13 protein-coding genes are annotated in these 18052 nt (G+C 69.8%); 11 read left to right on the top strand and 2 right to left on the bottom strand.

Annotated elements, in window-relative coordinates; translation table 11 throughout:
• The 5 genes from COGEMETH_RS18485 to COGEMETH_RS18465 form a co-directional block, all read left to right on the top strand.
• Window positions 1-1715, top strand: a 1715-nt coding sequence (locus COGEMETH_RS18485) for a PAS domain-containing sensor histidine kinase (protein ID WP_238184074.1), incomplete at its 5' end; no start/stop codon positions are given.
• Window positions 1716-2196: 481 nt separating this feature from the next.
• Window positions 2197-4146: an acetate--CoA ligase gene (gene acs / locus COGEMETH_RS18480; protein ID WP_238184073.1), complete on the top strand. Its 1950-nt coding sequence runs from the start codon at window positions 2197-2199 to the stop codon at window positions 4144-4146.
• A 147-nt stretch (window positions 4147-4293) separates the two neighbouring features.
• Complete coding sequence (locus COGEMETH_RS18475) at window positions 4294-4665, top strand: DUF485 domain-containing protein (protein ID WP_238184072.1); 372 nt, start codon at window positions 4294-4296, stop codon at window positions 4663-4665.
• A complete protein-coding gene (locus COGEMETH_RS18470; RefSeq protein WP_238184071.1) occupies window positions 4662-6341 on the top strand; it encodes a cation acetate symporter in 1680 nt (559 codons plus the stop codon). Before COGEMETH_RS18475 ends, COGEMETH_RS18470 begins: the two co-directional genes overlap by 4 nt.
• 274 nt (window positions 6342-6615) lie before the next feature.
• Window positions 6616-8328 (top strand): MFS transporter, encoded by a 1713-nt coding sequence (locus tag COGEMETH_RS18465; protein WP_238184070.1) that lies wholly within the window; start codon window positions 6616-6618, stop codon window positions 8326-8328.
• 85 nt (window positions 8329-8413) lie between these two features.
• Here COGEMETH_RS18465 and COGEMETH_RS18460 read toward each other — a convergent pair whose 3' ends face one another.
• Window positions 8414-9571 carry a ceramide glucosyltransferase gene (locus COGEMETH_RS18460; RefSeq protein ID WP_238184069.1) on the bottom strand — a complete coding sequence of 386 codons (1158 nt, stop codon included), beginning with the start codon at window positions 9569-9571 and terminating at the stop codon, window positions 8414-8416.
• A gap of 185 nt (window positions 9572-9756) precedes the next feature.
• On the opposite strand from COGEMETH_RS18460, the gene COGEMETH_RS18455 reads away from it, so the two are divergent.
• Entirely contained in the window at window positions 9757-10662 is a 906-nt protein-coding gene (locus tag COGEMETH_RS18455) for a histone deacetylase family protein (protein ID WP_238184068.1), read from the top strand.
• Between the two features lie 16 nt (window positions 10663-10678).
• On the opposite strand, the gene COGEMETH_RS18450 is transcribed toward COGEMETH_RS18455, so the two are convergent.
• Window positions 10679-11338, bottom strand: coding sequence for a GntR family transcriptional regulator (locus COGEMETH_RS18450; protein WP_238184067.1), 660 nt, complete (start codon window positions 11336-11338; stop codon window positions 10679-10681).
• Between the two features lie 291 nt (window positions 11339-11629).
• Between COGEMETH_RS18450 and COGEMETH_RS18445 the strand changes: the two genes are divergently transcribed.
• The 5 genes from COGEMETH_RS18445 (at window position 11630) to COGEMETH_RS18425 (ending at window position 17972) form a co-directional block, all read left to right on the top strand.
• On the top strand, window positions 11630-12934 hold the full coding sequence (locus tag COGEMETH_RS18445) for an MFS transporter (RefSeq protein ID WP_238184066.1): 1305 nt from the start codon (window positions 11630-11632) through the stop codon (window positions 12932-12934).
• Between the two features lie 480 nt (window positions 12935-13414).
• The gene (locus tag COGEMETH_RS18440; RefSeq protein ID WP_238184065.1) at window positions 13415-13822 is read left to right on the top strand and encodes a cobalamin B12-binding domain-containing protein; all 408 of its coding nucleotides are present in this window, start codon (window positions 13415-13417) and stop codon (window positions 13820-13822) included.
• 54 nt (window positions 13823-13876) lie between these two features.
• Complete coding sequence (locus COGEMETH_RS18435; RefSeq protein WP_238184064.1) at window positions 13877-15313, top strand: phenylacetate--CoA ligase family protein; 1437 nt, start codon at window positions 13877-13879, stop codon at window positions 15311-15313.
• Window positions 15310-16284 (top strand): methylmalonyl Co-A mutase-associated GTPase MeaB, encoded by a 975-nt coding sequence (meaB, locus tag COGEMETH_RS18430; RefSeq protein ID WP_238184063.1) that lies wholly within the window; start codon window positions 15310-15312, stop codon window positions 16282-16284. The genes COGEMETH_RS18435 and meaB overlap by 4 nt, the downstream gene beginning before the upstream one ends.
• Window positions 16281-17972: a methylmalonyl-CoA mutase family protein gene (locus tag COGEMETH_RS18425; RefSeq protein ID WP_238184062.1), complete on the top strand. Its 1692-nt coding sequence runs from the start codon at window positions 16281-16283 to the stop codon at window positions 17970-17972. Before meaB ends, COGEMETH_RS18425 begins: the two co-directional genes overlap by 4 nt.
• Window positions 17973-18052 lie beyond the last annotated feature (80 nt).

Raw genomic sequence — 18052 nt, 5'->3', positions numbered from 1 at the left:
GCGTTGCCGACGATGCCGGAGGAGTCCCGACGGAACCTGGCGTCGCCCCGCCCTCCGAAACCGACCCCGTCCACGCGCCTCCCCCGCCCCCGGAGTTGGAAAAAACCCTGTCTGAGGCGGCGGAGGCGGCCCGGACCGATCCGGCCTCGGACCTCTCCGTCACCGAGCACGCGGCCTTCCGCGAGATCGCCCGCGCCCTTGGCGCGCGCTATGCCGGCGACGAGGCGGCGCCCGAGGCCGATCCGGCCGAGCCCGCCCTGCCGCGGGCGGCGGGGGGCGCGGTGATGCCGTTTCCCGGAACCAGAATGGGACCGGCCGAGGCGGGCGTCGATCCCGCCGCGATCCTCGAAGGGCTTCCGGCGGCGATCCTGATCCATCGGGGCGACGGCATCCTGGCGGCCAACCGCCGCCTCCTCGACCTGACCGGTTTTTCGGACCTCGCCGCGTTGGCCCAGGCCGGGATCGACCGGCTGTTCCCGCGCCTGCCCCCCGGGCGGCCGGACGAGCCGGCAATCGACGCACCCGTCCTGCTCAAGACCGCGGACGGGCGCAGCCGCCCGGTCGCGGTGCGGCGCGGGCGCCTGCCCTGGCAGGGCGCGCCGGCCACCAGCCTGCTCCTGCATGAGGCGAGCGAGGACGACCCGGCCCGCGAACGGGCCGCCGAGCGCATCGCCCGCAGCTTTCGCGATGCCCATGCGGCGGAGGCCGCGGGCACGCTGGACGCCCTGGAGGACGGCATCGTCACCATCGACGGCGCCGGCCGCGTGCTCGCCCTCAACCGGAGCGCGGCGGCCCTGTTCGCCTGCGCCCCCCGCGAAGTGGTCGGCAACGCCTTCGCCGGCCTGTTCGAGGCGCAGACCGGGGAGGCCCTGCGGACGGCCCTGCGGGTTCCGGGCTCCGATCCCGTCCCGGTCTCGGTCCGGGGCGCGGCCCTCACCCTGCGCATCGCGCAGGCCGGCTCCGAGGGCCGGCGCGTGGCGGTGCTGCGCGCCACGGAGCCCGCCCCGCCCGCGCGCGACCGGTCCGCGTCCTTCGCCCGGTTCGCCGGGGAGATCCGCCCGCCCGTCACCGGCATCGTAGGGCTCGCCGAGGCGATGGAGGCGGAGCGGCTCGGGCCGCTGGGCGACGGGCGCCAGCGGGGTTGCCTGCACGAGATCAGGGCGTCCGGCGAGCACGTGCTGGGCCTCCTTTCCGACCTCGTCGACCTCGCCGCGATCGAGGCGGGGGGCCTGGCGATGACCGTCGGGCCGCTCGCCCTCAACGACCTCGTCGCCGGTTGCGTCGAGCGCCTGCAGGCGCAGGCGGCGAGCGGGCACATCGTGCTGCGCACGAGCTTCTCCCCCGATCTCGCCCTGCTGGAGGCGGACGAGCCCTCCCTCAGCCGCGCCGCCTCCACCGTGATCGCCAACGCGATCCGCCTCACCGGCGCGGGCGGCCAGGTCATCGTCTCGACCATGCCGGCCGAGCGCGGGGCGGTGGCCCTGCGGGTGCGCGACACCGGCGCCGGCATGTCGGCGGACGAGGTCGCCGCCGCCCTCGAACCGTTTCGCGACGGGGCGGCCTCCGGCCAGCGGACGGACGGTCGCGGCCTCGGCCTGCCCCTGACGCGGGCCCTGGTCGAGGCCAACCACGGCCAGCTGCTGATCTCCAGCCGCAAGGACGAAGGCACCCTGGTTGAGATCCTGCTCCCCGGCCGGCGGGCGATGAGCGCCTGACGGACGTTTCGGGCCGCGCCCGTATACAAAGCTCCTGCTTTGTTAGCGCGAACCGCTCTATCGCGAAGACCGCCGGACACTGACGTTCCCAGCATTCCCGGCCCGCCGCGAAGCTGCGGGCGATGCAGGAAACGCCCGTATTTCTCCTCGCGGACACGGCCCGCACGGCACTGCCCGAGGTCGCCGGATGCCCTGCGCAAGAGCCTGGATCGTCCACGGACCCCGGCTTGACAGGTCCGGGCCGTCGCGCCAATCCAACTGCATTGCGCTCAATCTAAATACCGCTCGCGGAGACGCGCACCTCGAAACGCCTCTGCTCGGACGCCCGCGCCATGGGCTCCGGGCGGCACGGCACGGCGCGGTGGACCAAAAGCGGAGTGCGGGGCGCTTGCGGCTTCCGCCGCCGGGACTATGAAATCATTGGAAGCCCCGGCTGCGCGGATGGCCCGCGATACGACCGGGCACCGATCAGGGAAGAAACGTGATGGAAAAAGTCGTCGCGGTGCAGGATTCCTGGCGCACGGGCGCCCACGTCGACGATGCCAAGTACCAGGAGATGTACAAGGCGTCGGTCGAGAACCCGGAAGCGTTCTGGGGCGAGCACGGCAAGCGCATCGACTGGATGACGCCGTTCTCGAAGGTGAAGGACACCAGCTTCGAGCCGGGCCAGGTCTCGATCAAGTGGTTCGAGGACGGCAGGACCAACGTCGCCTACAACTGCGTGGACCGCCACCTCGAGACCCGCGGCGACCAGACCGCCATCATCTGGGAGGGCGACGACCCCAACGAGTCGAAGCACATCACCTACCGGGAGCTGCACGCGCAGGTCGGCCGCATGGCCAACGTGCTGCGCAACCGCGGCGTCTCGAAGGGCGACCGGGTGACGATCTACCTGCCGATGATCCCCGAGGCCGCCTACGCCATGCTCGCCTGCGCGCGGCTCGGCGCCGTGCACTCCATCGTCTTCGGCGGCTTCTCGCCCGATTCGCTGGCCTCGCGCATCGAGGGCTGCACCTCGAAGATCGTCATCACCGCCGACGAGGGCCTGCGCGGCGGCCGCAAGGTGCCGCTGAAGGCCAACGTCGACGCCGCCATCGGCCGGCTGGGCAAGGACGCGGTGGACCACGTGATCGTCGTGCGCCGCACCGGCTCGGACGTGGCGATGGAGCCGGGCCGGGACGTCTATTACCACGAGGCCGCCGAGCAGGTGACCGACGACTGCCCGGCCGAGCCCGTCGAGGCCGAGCACCCGCTCTTCATCCTCTATACCTCGGGCTCCACCGGCCAGCCCAAGGGCGTGGTCCACACCACCGGCGGCTACCTCGTCTACGCCTCGATGACGCACCAATACGTCTTCGATTACCGCGAGGGCGAGGTCTACTGGTGCACGGCCGACGTGGGCTGGGTCACGGGCCACAGCTACATCGTCTACGGGCCGCTCGCCAACGGCGCGACCACGCTGATGTTCGAGGGCATCCCGAGCTACCCGTCGAACTCCCGGTTCTGGGACGTGGTGGACAAGCACAAGGTCAACATCTTCTACACGGCGCCGACCGCGATCCGCTCGCTCATGGGCGGCGGCGAGGGCCCGGTGAAGAAGACCTCGCGGGCGAGCCTGCGCGTCCTCGGTTCGGTCGGCGAGCCGATCAACCCGGAAGCCTGGGACTGGTACTACCGGGTGGTGGGCGACTCGCGCTGCGCCATCGTGGACACCTGGTGGCAGACCGAGACCGGCGGCATCCTGATCACGCCCTTGCCGGGCGCGACCAAGCTCAAGCCGGGCTCGGCCACGCGGCCGTTCTTCGGGGTCCAGCCGCTGATGGTGGACGCCGAGGGCAAGGTCCTGGAGGGCCCCTGCGAGGGCAACCTCTGCATCGGCGATTCCTGGCCGGGGCAGATGCGCACCGTCTACGGCGACCACGAGCGCTTCGAGCAGACCTACTTCTCGACCTATCCCGGCAAGTACTTCACCGGCGACGGGGCGCGGCGCGACGAGGACGGCTATTACTGGATCACCGGCCGGGTGGACGACGTCATCAACGTCTCGGGCCACCGCATGGGCACCGCCGAGGTCGAATCCTCGCTGGTCGCCCACGCCAAGGTCGCCGAGGCCGCGGTGGTGGGCTACCCCCACACCCTCAAGGGCCAGGGCATCTACGCCTACGTCACCCTCAACGAGGGCGAGGAGGGCGACGACGCCCTGCGCAAGGAACTCGTGACCTGGGTCCGCAAGGACATCGGGCCGATCGCCTCGCCGGACCTGATCCAGTTCGCGCCGGGCCTGCCCAAGACCCGCTCGGGCAAGATCATGCGCCGCATCCTGCGCAAGATCGCCGAGGACGACTTCTCCTCGCTCGGCGACACCTCGACGCTCGCCGAGCCGGCGGTCGTGGAAGACCTGATCGAAAACCGCCAGAACCGCGCCGGCTAGGTTCGGTCTCCGAGAAGGCGCGGGCGACGAGCCCGCCCGTCGAGGCGGGTGCCCGTGCGGCGCCCGCCCCCAACATCAAAAAACGTCGCCGACAACGACCGGAAGGCGGACCCGATCCCACGGGCCCCTTCATCGGAGGAAACCCCCATGTCCGTCACCACACGCGGCCTCGACGGCCGTCCCGCGCCCGGCGCCCCGAGACCCAGTACCCTTGAGCCGGGCTCCCTCAACGACAGGGTCGTGAAGAGCCCCGTCTTCCAGCAGCTCGTCCGCGAGCGCACGGGCTTCGGCCTGATCCTCACCGGCCTGATGCTGGTGGTCTATTTCGGCTTCATCGGCCTGATCGCCTTCGACAAGGAACTGCTGGCCGTGAAGGTCGGCGGCACCGCCTCGCTCGGCCTGTTCATGGGCGTCGGCGTCATCCTCTTCGCCTTCCTCCTCACCGGCCTCTACGTCGTGCGCGCCAACACCCGCTACGACGCGCTCTCGGCCGAACTCAAGCGGAGCCTCGGACAATGATCCGCGCCAGCATCCTCCTCGCGGCGATCCTCCTCGCCGGCCCGGCGCTCGCCGCCGGCCCCGACCTCGGCGCCGTGCAGCAGCAGGCCACGAACTGGCCGGCCATCGGCATGTTCATGTTCTTCGTGCTGTTCACCCTGGGCATCACCTACAAGGCGGCGATGGGCACGAAGTCGGCCGCCGACTTCTATGCGGCCGGCGGCGGCATCTCGGCCGGCACCAATTCGCTGGCGATCGCCGGCGACTACATGTCGGCGGCCTCGTTCCTCGGCATCTCGGGCCTCGTCTACACCTCGGGCTTCGACGGGCTGATCTACTCGACCGGCTTCCTCGTCGGCTGGCCGATCGTGCTGTTCCTGATCGCCGAGCGCCTGCGCAACCTCGGCAAGTTCACCTTCGCGGATGTGGCGAGCTTCCGCCTCGACCAGACCTCGATCCGCATCATCTCGGCGACCGGCACGCTGGTCGTGGTGGCCTTCTACCTGATCGCGCAGATGGTCGGCGCGGGTAAGCTGATCCAGCTCCTGTTCGGCCTGCCCTACCTCTACGCCGTGGTCATCGTCGGCGTGCTGATGATCGTCTACGTCGCCTTCGGCGGCATGAAGGCCACCACCTGGGTCCAGGTCATCAAGGCCTGCCTGCTGCTCGGCGGCGCGACCTTCATGGCGGGCGCCGTGCTCTACAAGTACGGCTTCAATCCAGAAAAACTGTTCGCCTCGGCGGTGGCCACCCACCCGAAGGGCGACGCCATCATGGCGCCGGGCGGCCTCGTCTCGAACCCGATCGAGGCGATCTCGCTGGGCGTCGGCCTGATGTTCGGCACCGCCGGGCTGCCGCACATCCTGATGCGCTTCTTCACGGTCTCGGACGCGCAGGCCGCGCGCAAGTCGGTGTTCTACGCCACCGGCCTGATCGGCTACTTCTACATCCTCACCTTCATCATCGGCTTCGGCGGCATCGCCCTGCTGATGTCGGACCCGACCTACTTCAAGCTCGGCCCGGCCGGGGCCTTCGACAAGCTCAAGGACATGCTCGGCGGCACCAACATGGTCGCGGTCAACCTCGCCAACGCGGTCGGCGGCCCGTACTTCCTCGGCTTCATCTCGGCGGTGGCCTTCGCGACCATCCTCGCGGTGGTGGCCGGGCTGACCCTGGCCGGCGCCTCGGCCGTGAGCCACGACCTCTACGCCCAGGTGATCGCCCGCGGGCGCACCACCGATGCGCGCGAGGTCAACCTCTCGAAGATCGCGGCGGTGGTGATCGGCATCGTGGCGATCTACCTCGGCTACGTCTTCGAGAACCAGAACGTGGCCTTCATGGTGGGCCTGGCCTTCTCGGTGGCGGCGAGCTGCAACTTCCCGGTTCTGGCCATGTCGATCCTGTGGCGGGGCACCACCACCTGGGGGGCGCTGCTCGGCGGCCTCGTCGGGCTGGTCTCGGCGGTGACGATGGTCGTGCTGTCCAAGGCCGTCTGGGTCGTGACGCTGGGCCACGCCATGGCAATCTTCCCCTACGACAACCCGGCCCTGTTCTCGATGCCGCTGGCTTTCGCCACGATCTACGTGGTCTCCACGCTGGACAAGTCGCGGCGCGCGGACCGGGAGCGGGCGGCCTTCGAGGCGCAGTTCGTGCGCTCCGAGACCGGCATCGGGGCCTCTGGCGCCCACGCGCACTGAGGCGTCCGAGGCCTCAGGATCGCAGGATGCGAAGGGCGCGGCCTCGGCCGCGCCCTTCGCGCGTTCCGGGGCCGGCGGTGAGGTCGGAGGGACCGGTTAACAGTGTGTTGAAGGCCGGGTCCGGCCGCGTTTTCCCTGTTGGGCAAAGGCGTTCCTTGCGGTAACGCTATCGTGACCGCGCATGGGATGGCGCGGAGACGGGACGCGCCGAGCGCGGCCCGCAATCGAAGGCCGAAGGCCTCGCGGCAGGACGGATACAGGGAGACTCCAAGTTATGGCTGTGGCAACCGCAGTACCGCGGGCCGGAGACGCCGCGCGGCCGATGACATCGGCCGAGAAGCGCGTGATCTTCGCCTCGTCCCTCGGCACGGTGTTCGAGTGGTACGACTTCTACCTCTACGGCTCGCTCGCCGCGATCATCGGCGCCCAGTTCTTCTCGGCCTACCCGCCGGCCACGCGGGACATCTTCGCCCTCCTGGCCTTCGCCGCGGGCTTCATCGTGCGTCCCTTCGGCGCCCTGGTCTTCGGGCGCGTCGGCGACCTCGTCGGCCGCAAGTACACCTTCCTCGTCACCATCCTGATCATGGGCCTGTCGACCTTCATCGTCGGCATCCTGCCCAACGCCGCCACCATCGGCATCGCCGCCCCGATCATCCTGATCGTCCTGCGCTTGGCTCAGGGCCTGGCGCTCGGCGGCGAGTACGGCGGCGCGGCGACCTACGTCGCCGAGCACGCCCCCAACGGCCGGCGCGGGTTCTACACGAGCTGGATTCAGACCACGGCCACGCTCGGCCTGTTCCTCTCGCTGCTGGTCATCCTCGCGACCCGCTCCTTCACCGGGGAGGAGGCCTTCCGCGAGTGGGGCTGGCGCATCCCGTTCCTGGTCTCGGTGCTGCTGCTCGGCATCTCGGTCTGGATCAGGCTCCAGCTCTCCGAATCCCCCGCCTTCCAGAAGATGAAGGACGAGGGCAAGACCTCGAAGGCGCCGCTGACCGAAGCCTTCGGCCAGTGGGGCAACGCCAAGATCGTGCTGATCGCCCTGTTCGGCCTCGTCGCGGGCCAGGGCGTGGTCTGGTACACGGGCCAGTTCTACGCGCTGTTCTTCCTGCAATCGATCCTGAAGGTCGACGGCTACACCGCCAACCTCCTGATCGCGTGGTCGCTCCTGCTCGGCACCGGCTTCTTCGTGGTGTTCGGCTGGCTCTCGGACAAGATCGGCCGCAAGCCGATCATCCTGGCGGGCTGCGCCATCGCGGCGGTGAGCTTCTTCCCGGTGTTCAAGGCCATCACGGCCAACGCCAACCCGAAGCTGGAACAGGCCATCGAACAGGTGAAGGTCACGGTGGTGGCCGATCCGAAGGAGTGCGGCAACCTGTTCAACCCGGTGGGCACCCGCGTGTTCTCCGCACCCTGCGACCTAGCCCGCGACTTCCTGTCGAAGTCCTCGGTGAAGTACGCCACCGAAGCCGGCCCCGCGGGCCAGCCGACCGTGGTCAAGGTCAACGACATGGCCGTGCCGTTCCCGGTCGGAAGCCCGGCCGCGGACTTCCAGAAGGCCACCACCACCGCCCTCCAGACCGCCGGCTATCCGAAGGCGAACGATGCCGGGATCGTCAAGATGTCGAACCCCTTCGACATCTTCCGGCCCCAGGTGGCGAGCGTGATCGGGCTGCTGTTCGTCCTGGTCCTGTTCGTGACCATGGTCTACGGGCCGATCGCGGCGATGCTGGTCGAACTCTTCCCGACCCGCATCCGCTACACCTCGATGTCGCTGCCCTACCACATCGGCAACGGCTGGTTCGGCGGCCTGCTGCCGGCCACCGCCTTCGCCATGGTGGCCCAGACCGGCGACATCTATTACGGCCTCTGGTACCCGATCGTGATCGCGGTCGCGACGGTGATCATCGGCCTGTTCCTGGTGCCCGAGACCAAGGACCGCGACATCTTCGCGGACCTCGACGCCCCGGCCCCGGCCCCGCGACGCTGATCCGGCGTCGTCAGGCACCGCAACATGCGAAAGGCCCCGCCCTCCGGCGGGGCCTTTTTGCTGGGGCGCCCATCGGTATCCGGCCTCAGGCGGCGCTCGGCCGCGGGCGCAGGCGGCCCGTCGCCTTGGGGCGGATGTCCATGCTGTTGCCGCGCCAGACCACGGCGTCGCGCATCCAGGCCCGGCCCCAGACCAGGGGGATCAGGGCGTCGCGCACCAGGAAGGCCAGGAGCAGGCGCGGCGAGCGGTGCCAGCCGGCCCGCACCGCCAGCCGGTACTCGGCCGCGTAGGAGGCTGCCGCCATCAGGGCCAGCATCGCGGCGGCTGCCGGCGTTCCGGCGGCCAGCCCCGCGAGCAGGAACGGCAGCAGGGCGCCGCTGACGATCTCGGGGGCGAAGAACAGGGGGAACGTGACCCGGCGCAGGCGCGCCCAGCGCAGTTGCCGCGCCCACACCTCCCCCGGCCGGCGCGCGCCGAGCGGCTGCTCGAAGGGCGCCGCCACGAGGTGGACCTGCCGGCCGGCCGCCCTCACCAGCTTGGTCGCCGCCGCATCCTCGGCGATCTCGGAGGCGAGCGCCCGGATGCCGCCCCGCGCGTCGAGGAAGGGCCTGTGCCAGAGCATGCTCTTGCCCTGGGCGAAGCCGAGGCCGAGGGCCTCGCCGGTATATTGCCAGCGCGCCTGGAGGGTGTTGAGGAAGGCGCATTCCACCTCGGCCCAGAACCCCTCCGGTCGCGCCCCGATCGGCGTGGAGCAGACGAGGCCCGTCTCCGCCCGCCACGCGGCCTGCATCCGCTGGAGGTAGTCGGCCGGCATCAGGACGTTCGAATCGGCCAGCACGATCCAGTCGTGGCGGGCCGCCTCCCAGCCGCGCACGCAGTTGTTGAGCTTCGGGTTGTCGCTGACGCGCTCGTCGCCGACGACGATGCGGGCCGCGACCCGCGGGTGCGCCGCGATCAGCTGGTGCAGCAGGGGCAGGATCGGGTCGGCGGCATCCGCCACGCAGAAGACGATCTCGTAATCGGGATAGTCGAGGCGGAACCCCCGGGTGAGCGTCTCCTCGCTGAAGGTCTCCAGGCCGCAGACCGGGCGGACCAGGGAGACGGGGGCTCCCGCCGGGAAGGTCGAAGCCTCGATCCGCCGGCCGATGCGCCGGCCCGTGACCCACAGGCTCGCGAGGTTGAGCAGGGTGAGGAGCCCGCAGAGCGACAGGGCCAGGGCGGGGCCGGCGGCTTCAAGGTCCATGCGGGGCCTCGTCCTCGGATCGCCGTACGACGGCGGGAAACCGGTCCGCCGCCGGTCGGGCGGGGGCGACGATGCGCCCCTAACAGGCCCGGCATTTCAGCCGTATGACAGCGGGTCTCAAAGCGGCCGGGCGGGATCGGGACGATGCGGGGACCAGTGGACGCGGCGGGCGGACGGTCGGCCGGATGATCCCGCCGATCGTCTTCCATCCGGCCTTCGAGGCCCCCCTGCCCGAGGGGCACCGCTTCCCCATGGGGAAGTACGGGCGCCTCGCCGAGACACTTCTTGCGCGCGGTCTCGCCCCGCGCGGCTTCGCCACGCCGCAGCCGGCCGGCGCCGACCTGCTCACGCTCGCCCACGATCCGGCCTACGTCGCGGCCGTGCTCGGCGGCGCGGTGCCGCGGGCGGTCGAGAAGGATATCGGCCTGCCCGTCACGCCGCCGCTGGTCGCCCGCTCCTGCGCCTCCGTCGGCGGCACCCTGCTCGCGGCCCGCCTCGCGCTCGCCGGGGGGCTCGCCGGCAGCACGGCCGGCGGCAGCCACCATGCCCGGCGCACGCAAGGGGCCGGCTTCTGCGTCTTCAACGACGTGGCGGTGGCCGCGCGCGCCCTCCAGGCCGAGGGCGCGATCGGTCGGGCGCTCGTGGTGGACCTCGACGTGCACCAGGGCGACGGCACGGCCGATTGCCTCAGCCGATCGCCGGACCTGTTCACCCTCTCGATCCATTGCGAGGCGAACTATCCGCCCCGCAAGATCGCGGGCGACCTCGACGTCGGGCTGCCCGACCGGCTGGGCGATGCGGAGTACCTCGCGGTGCTTTCCGCCCGCCTGCCGCCGCTGCTGGACGCCCTGCGCCCGGACCTGGTGTTCTACAACGCCGGCGTCGACCCGCACCGGGACGACCGGCTCGGGCGCCTGTCGCTCACCGACGATGGCCTCGCGGCCCGGGACCGCACCGTCGTCGCGCAGGCGCGGGCCCGGGGCATCCCCCTCGTGGCGGTGATCGGCGGCGGCTACACCGACGACATCGCGGCCCTGGCGGGCCGCCACGCCCTGGTGTTCGAGGCGATGGCGGCGCAGGCGGCGGGGTGAGCCCGCCATCTCAGCGTTACGGCGGCGGGGCGATGTCGATCTTCACCCGCTCGAAGGCGTCCACCACGTGGCGGCGCATCAGGTCGGCGGCGCCCGCCGCGTCCCCGAAGATCATCCGCTCCAGGATGCGGCTGTGCTCCTGCCAGACCGCGATCGACATGCCGGGATAGCGCAGCACCTTGCCCATGGCCCGGCGCAGGTGCAGCCAGTGCAGGCGCATGGTCTCGCCGATGATCGGGTTGCCCGACAGGTCGTAGATGAAGGCGTGGTAGTCCATGTCCGCCTGGAGGCTCGCCCGCGTGTCGCCGGCCACGACGAGGTTGCGCCCGTGCTCCACCAGGGAGCGCCCGCGCAGGATCGCCTGCTTGGTCAGGCGCTGCGTCGCCAGGCTCACCGCCAGGGGCTCCACCGCCGAGCGGAACTGGTAGATCGCCTGGAAGAAGTCGGGCTCGACCGAGGTCACCATCAGCCCGCGCCGGCCCGATTGCTGCAGGAAGCCCTGCGCCTTCAGCACGGCCAGCGCATGGGTGACGGGCTGGCGCGAGACGTTGAGGCGCGCGGCGATGTCCTCCTGGGTCAGGCGCTCGCCGGGCTTCAGGGTCCCGTCGCAGAGGGCATCGAGGATGACGCTGTAGGCCTGGTCCACCAGGCTCGCCGATTGCTCGAGAGTCTCCAACCCCGCTCCCCCGCCGAAACCTGCCGGCCGAAGCTCAGCACGGCCGAAATCTTGTTGCGCAGCAATATGATCGGCGCTTGACAGAAGCACAAGCGTTCTGCAGCCTGCGTTCCGAGTACTGAATTCCGAAAAATTCGGCGCCCCGAAACGTTGGTCGTGGCCCGCCTCTGTCGCGGGTCGCGTGCCGGGATCGGATTGAAGCAGCATTCCGTGTCGTGAAGCGGCCCGGCAACAAGAAAAGCCGGCCGCGCCAAAGCCTCCGGCAACCACCAAGAAATCGGGAGAACCGCCATGACCCGTGGTCTTGCCCTGGCGCCGGTCGCCGAGGCGCCGGCGCGCGCCGCCGTCTACGCCAAGCTCCTGCGCCGCCTGATCCCGTTCCTGCTGCTCTGCTACGTCGCGGCCTATCTCGACCGCGTCAACGTCGGCTTCGCCAAGCTGCAGATGCTGTCCGACCTCAAGTTCAGCGAGAGCGTCTACGGGCTGGGCGCGGGCGTGTTCTTCATCGGCTACGCCCTGTTCGAGGTGCCGAGCAACATGGTCATGGTCCGCGTCGGCGCGCGGGTCTGGATCGGCCGGATCATGGTCACCTGGGGGCTGGTCTCGGCGGCGATGATGTTCGTCACCTCGCCCACGAGCTTCTACCTCCTGCGCTTCCTGCTCGGCGTCGCGGAGGCCGGCTTCATCCCGGCGATCATCTACTACCTGACGATCTGGTTCCCCGCGACGCATCGCGGCAAGGCCTCGGCCATGTTCCTCGGCGGCATCCCGCTCTCCGGCATGATCGGCGGCCCGCTCTCGGGCTGGATCATGACCGCCTTCCACCAGTCCGGGGGGTTGGCCGGCTGGCAGTGGATGTTCCTGATCGAGGGCCTGCTCGCGGTGGTGCTCGGGGTGATCTGCTTCTTCTACCTCGCCGACGACATCGATTCGGCCAAGTGGCTCAACGCCGAGGAGAAGGCGCAGATCAAGGCCGACGTGGCCTCCGAGGCGCGGGAGAAGCCGCTGCATTCGGCCCGCGAGGGGCTGACCAGCGGCCGGGTCTGGCTCCTGTCCTGCACCTATTTCTTCTTCACCATGGGGCTCTACGGCATCAGCTTCTGGCTGCCGACCATCATCAAGGACAGCGGGGTGAAGGACCCGCTCGACGTCGGCCTGCTGACCGCGATCCCCTACACGGGCGCGCTCATCGCCATGATCCTCGTCGGCCGCAGTTCCGACCGGATGCGCGAGCGCCGCTGGCACCTGGCGCTGCCGGCCCTCGTCGGGGCGGTCGGCCTGGCCTTGAGCGTCCTGGTCGCCCAGAACACGGTGCTGGCGCTCGCCGCCCTGACCGTGGGCGCCATGGGGATGCTGACCTGCATCCCGCAATTCTACACGCTCGCCCCCGCGATCCTCAGCGGGGCCGCGGCGGCGATGGGGCTGGCGGTCGCCAACTCCGTCGGCAGCGTGGCGGGCTTCGTCAGCCCCTACCTGCTGGGCTGGGTGAAGGACGCCACCGGCAACACCGGCAACGGGGTGATGGTGCTCGGCGCGACCCTGGTCGTGGGCGCGGTGCTGGTCTTCGCCAACCCGGCCAAGCTGGTGAACCGGTAGGACCGGGCCCGACGCGGGACTCCCATTGGTCTCCCGTCCCGAGATTTTGGGTGATGCCCGGAGGGGACCTCCGGACATCGCTGCATGCCGGCGCGGCGGAGGGCATGACGCAGACCGCGGGTCAGAACCGGGCATCGCCGAAGCCGGCCTATCGAGTTCCGTATCCGGCACGGGGATGAGGACGCAGATCGAACGCGATCCAGTGCATCGAACACCGTGGATCGGCACCGCGCTACGGTCACGCCGACGACTGTGTCACCTCCGACGGCCGACGATTGACTGATTCGCGACGACCTTCGTAATCCACCCACGCTTAAATCGCACTACACCTTAGACGATTGCAAAGCATGCCGCGCGCAGACGCCCGTAGACTGTTTGCGATGCAAATGTTCTACGGCAATGCACCAAAAATTCCCCTTGACGGCATCGGGACCACGATTTACGCCTTAAAGAATTCGGAATTCAATAAGGGAGGTCCGTGTGAGCCAGCCGATCCGCGTGCTCTTGGCGAAGGTCGGTCTCGACGGCCACGACCGCGGGGTGAAGGTGGTGGCTCGCACCCTGCGCGACGCCGGGATGGACGTGATCTATTCCGGCCTGCATCGGACCCCGGAGGAGGTCGTCACCGCGGCGATCCAGGAGGACGTGGACGTGCTGGGCGTGAGCCTGCTGTCGGGCGTCCAGCTCACCGTCTTCCCCAAGATCTTCAAGCTGCTGGGCGACCAGGGCGCGGACGACCTCATCGTCATCGCCGGCGGCGTCATGCCCGACGAGGACGTGGCCGCGATCAAGGAGATGGGCGTGCGGGAAGTGCTGCTCCAGGACACCCCGCCGGACGAGATCGTCGCCACGCTCAAGCGCCTGGTCGAAGAGCGCGGCGAGCGCTGAGCCCCCCGAAACGCTGGTTCGACACGCCGATTTGACACGCGAAGGGTCGCCACGATGGAAGCCTGGTCCTTCCCGCCCTCCTACGACGACGGCTACCTGCCGCCCGAGGGCAGCCGCTACTGGTTCCCGAAGCGCGAAACCATGCCGGCCACCGAGCGCGAGGCCGCGATCCTGCTGCGGCTTCGCGAGGTCTGCGCCTACGCCTACGCCAACGCGCCGTTCTACAGGCGCCGCTGGGACGAGGTCGGCTTCCACCCGGACCAGCTCCGCTCGCTCGAGGATTTCGAGGACCGGGTGCCCGTGGTGACGAAGGCGGAACTGCGCGCCTCGCAGGGCGCCGCGCCGCCCTTCGGCGACTACCTCTGCGTGCCCGACCGCGAGATCTTCCACATCCACGGCACCAGCGGCACCACCGGCCGCCCCACCGCCTTCGCCATCGGCCGGGGCGACTGGAACGCCATCGCCAACGCCCACGCCCGGATCATGTGGGGCATGGGGATGCGGCCCGGCGACATGATCTGCATCGCCGCCATCCTCAGCCTCTACATGGGAAGCTGGGGCGCGCTCGCGGGCGCCGAGCGGCTCGGGGCCAAGGCGTTCCCGTTCGGGGCCGGCGCGCCGGGCATGACGGCGCGCTGCGCCCAGTGGCTCGACAGCCTGAAGCCCGCCGGCTTCTACGGCACCCCGACCTACGCCCTGCACCTGGCCGAGACGGCGCGTGCCGAGGGCCTCGATCCGCGCCGGTTCGGCCTGCGCTACCTGTTCTTCTCCGGCGAGCCCGGCGCCTCGATCCCGGGCGTGCGCGACCGCATCGCCGAGGCCTTCGACGCCAAGGTCTACGATTGCGGCTCCATGGCCGAGATGTCGCCCTTCATGAACGTCGCCGGCAGCGCCGAGACCGAGGGCATGCTGTGCTGGCAGGACGTGGTCTACACCGAGGTCTGCGACCCCGCCTCGATGCGTCGCGTCCCCTACGGGCAACGGGGCACCCCGGTCTACACCCACCTGGAGCGCACCTCGCAGCCGATGATCCGGCTGGCATCGGGCGACCTCACCCTCTGGACAAACGGGCCGACGCCCTGCGGGCGCACCTACCCGCTGCTGCCCCAGGGCATCTTCGGGCGGATCGACGACATGTTCACGATCCGCGGCGAGAACGTCTACCCGAGCGAGATCGACGCGGCCCTGAACGAGACCGCGGGCTACGGCGGCGAGCACCGCATCGTCATCACTCGGCAGGCGGCGATGGACGAGCTGCTCCTGCGCGTCGAGGCCGATTCCACGGTGTTCTCCCGCGGGCCCGAGGCGGTGGAGCAGTTCCGCCGCGAGACCTGCCACAAGCTCCAGAAGCTGCTCGGCCTGCGCGCCCAGGCCGAGATCCTGGAGCCGAACACCCTGCCGCGCACCGACTTCAAGGCCCGCCGCGTGGTCGACGACCGCGACGTATTCCGCGAGATGCACGCGCAGATCGCGGCCGGGGCCGACGCATGAGCCGCGTCCCCTCCCTCGACCTCGTGGAGCGGGTGGCCGCCGGCACGGTGCCGGCGATCGGCCGGCTGATCTCGCGGGCCGAAGCCGCCTCTCCCGAGGCGCGCCCGGCGCTCGCCCGGATCTACGCCCGCGCGGGCCGTGCCCACGTGGTCGGGCTCACCGGCGTGCCGGGCAGCGGCAAGTCCACCATGGTGGCGAGCCTCACCGCCCACCTGCGCAAGGCCGGCCAGAAGGTCGGCATCGTCGCCATCGACCCGTCGAGCCCGTATTCCGGCGGCGCGATCCTCGGCGACCGCATCCGCATGGCCGACCACGTCCTGGACACGGGCGTCTACATCCGCAGCATGGCGACCCGCGGCTCCATGGGCGGCATGGCGCGGGCGGCGCTGGACGCCGTCGACATCCTGGACGTGGCCGGCTTCGACACGATCATCATCGAGACGGTGGGCGTCGGCCAGGACGAGGTCGAGATCGCCAAGGCGTCCCACACCACAATCGTGGTCTCGGCCCCGGGGCTCGGGGACGAGATCCAGGCGATCAAGGCCGGCATCCTCGAGATCGCCGACATCCACGTCGTCTCGAAATGCGACCGGAGCGACGCCAACCGCACGCTGACCGACCTGAAGTCGATGCTGACGCTGGGTGCCCTCACCACCAGGCGCCAGGACTGGCAGATCCCGGTGCTCGGCATCAGCGCCTACAAGGGCGAGGGCTTCGAGGCGCTGATCGCCAAGATCGAGGCCCATCGCCGGGTCTTCTTCGAGACGGAGACGGGCGTGCGCCGCCGCCTCGCGGTGGCCCGCTTCCGCCTGGAGAAGACCGCCGAGAACCTGCTGATCCAGCGCTTCCAGGCGGCATCCGCCGAGCGCGCCGGGCCGCTGGCCGAGCGCCTGAGCCTGCGCGAAAGCGACCCCTACACCCTTGCCGCGACCCTCCTCGAAGAGACGCTCGGACCGGGAGCATCCCCATGACCAGCATCATCGACCCAAAAACCGTCGAGGCCATCCGCTCGGAAGTCGCCGACTGGGAGCAGAAGGAGGTCGCCGCCTTCCTCATGAAGCAGGCCGAGCGCAAGGAGGCGTTCTTCACGCTCGGCGATTTCCCGGTCAAGCGCGTCTACACCGCGGCGGACGCGGCGCAGACGCCGATCGAGGATATCGGCCTGCCGGGGCGCTACCCCTTCACCCGCGGCCCCTACCCGACGATGTACCGCTCGCGGAACTGGACCATGCGCCAGATCGCCGGCTTCGGCACCGGCGAGGACACCAACAAGCGCTTCAAGTACCTGATCGCCCAAGGCCAGACCGGCATCTCGACCGACTTCGATATGCCGACCCTGATGGGCTACGATTCCGACCATCCGATGAGCGAGGGCGAGGTCGGCCGCGAGGGCGTGGCCATCGACACGCTCGCCGACATGGAGGCCCTGTTCGACGGCATCGACCTGGAAAAAATCTCCGTGTCGATGACCATCAACCCCTCCGCCTGGATCCTGCTCGCGATGTACATCGTGCTGGCGGAGAAGCGCGGCTACGACCTCGACAAGCTCTCGGGCACGGTCCAGGCCGACATCCTCAAGGAGTACATGGCGCAGAAGGAGTACGTCTTCCCCGTCGCGCCCTCGGTGCGGATCGTGCGGGACTGCATCACCTACTGCGCCAAGAACATGAAGCGCTACAACCCGATCAACATCTCGGGCTACCACATCTCGGAGGCCGGCTCCTCGCCCCTGCACGAGGCGGCCTTCACGCTGGCCAACCTCGTCGTCTACGTCGAGGAGGTGCTGAAGACCGGGATGAAGGTGGACGAATTCGCCCCGCGGCTGGCCTTCTTCTTCGTCTGCCAGGCGGACTTCTTCGAGGAGGTCGCCAAGTTCCGGGCCCTGCGCCGCTGCTACGCCAAGATCATGAAGGAGCGCTTCGGGGCCGAGAACCCGGAATCGATGCGCCTGCGCTTCCACTGCCAGACGGCCGCCGCCTCGCTGACCAAGCCGCAATACATGGTCAACGTGGTGCGCACCTCGATGCAGGCGCTGGCCGCCGTGCTCGGCGGCTGCCAGTCCCTCCACACCAACGGCTACGACGAGGCCTTCGCCATCCCCACCGAGGACGCGATGCGCATGGCGCTCCGCACCCAGCAGGTGATCGCGGAGGAGACCAACGTCACCCAGGTCACCGATCCGCTGGGCGGCTCCTACTACGTCGAATCCCTGACGACGGAGTACGAGACCAAAATTTTCGAGATCCTGGCCGAGGTCGAGGAGCGCGGCGGCACCCTCAAGCTGATCGAGGAGGGCTGGTTCCAGAAGAACATCGCCGACTTCGCCTACGAGACGGCTTTGCGCAAGCAATCGGGCGAGAAGCCGGTGATCGGCGTCAACCGCCTCGTGGACGGCATGCCCGACCCCAAGATCGAGACCCACCCCTACGACCACTCCACCGCCGAGCGCCAATGCGCCCGGACCCAGCGCGTGCGCCGGGAGCGCGACCCGGTGAAGTTCGACCTGCTGCTGCAACAGCTCGTGGAGACGGCCAGGGACCCGTCCCAGAACATCATGCCGATCACGATCGAGCTGGTCCGCTCCGGCGCGACCATGGGCGACCTGATCGAGACCCTGAAGGACGTCTGGGGCACCTACCGAGAGACGCCGGTGTTCTGATTTTTTTCGACGCTCGCACCGACACCGGTTGCGGCCGACGCAGGTGGCGAACGTCAGTCTTCGAAGCGCTGGCGCTTCTC

The organism is Methylobacterium trifolii, from assembly GCF_022179685.1.
Taxonomy (GTDB): Bacteria; Pseudomonadota; Alphaproteobacteria; order Rhizobiales; family Beijerinckiaceae; genus Methylobacterium; species Methylobacterium trifolii.
This window is presented reverse-complemented; position numbering and strand designations above follow the sequence as displayed.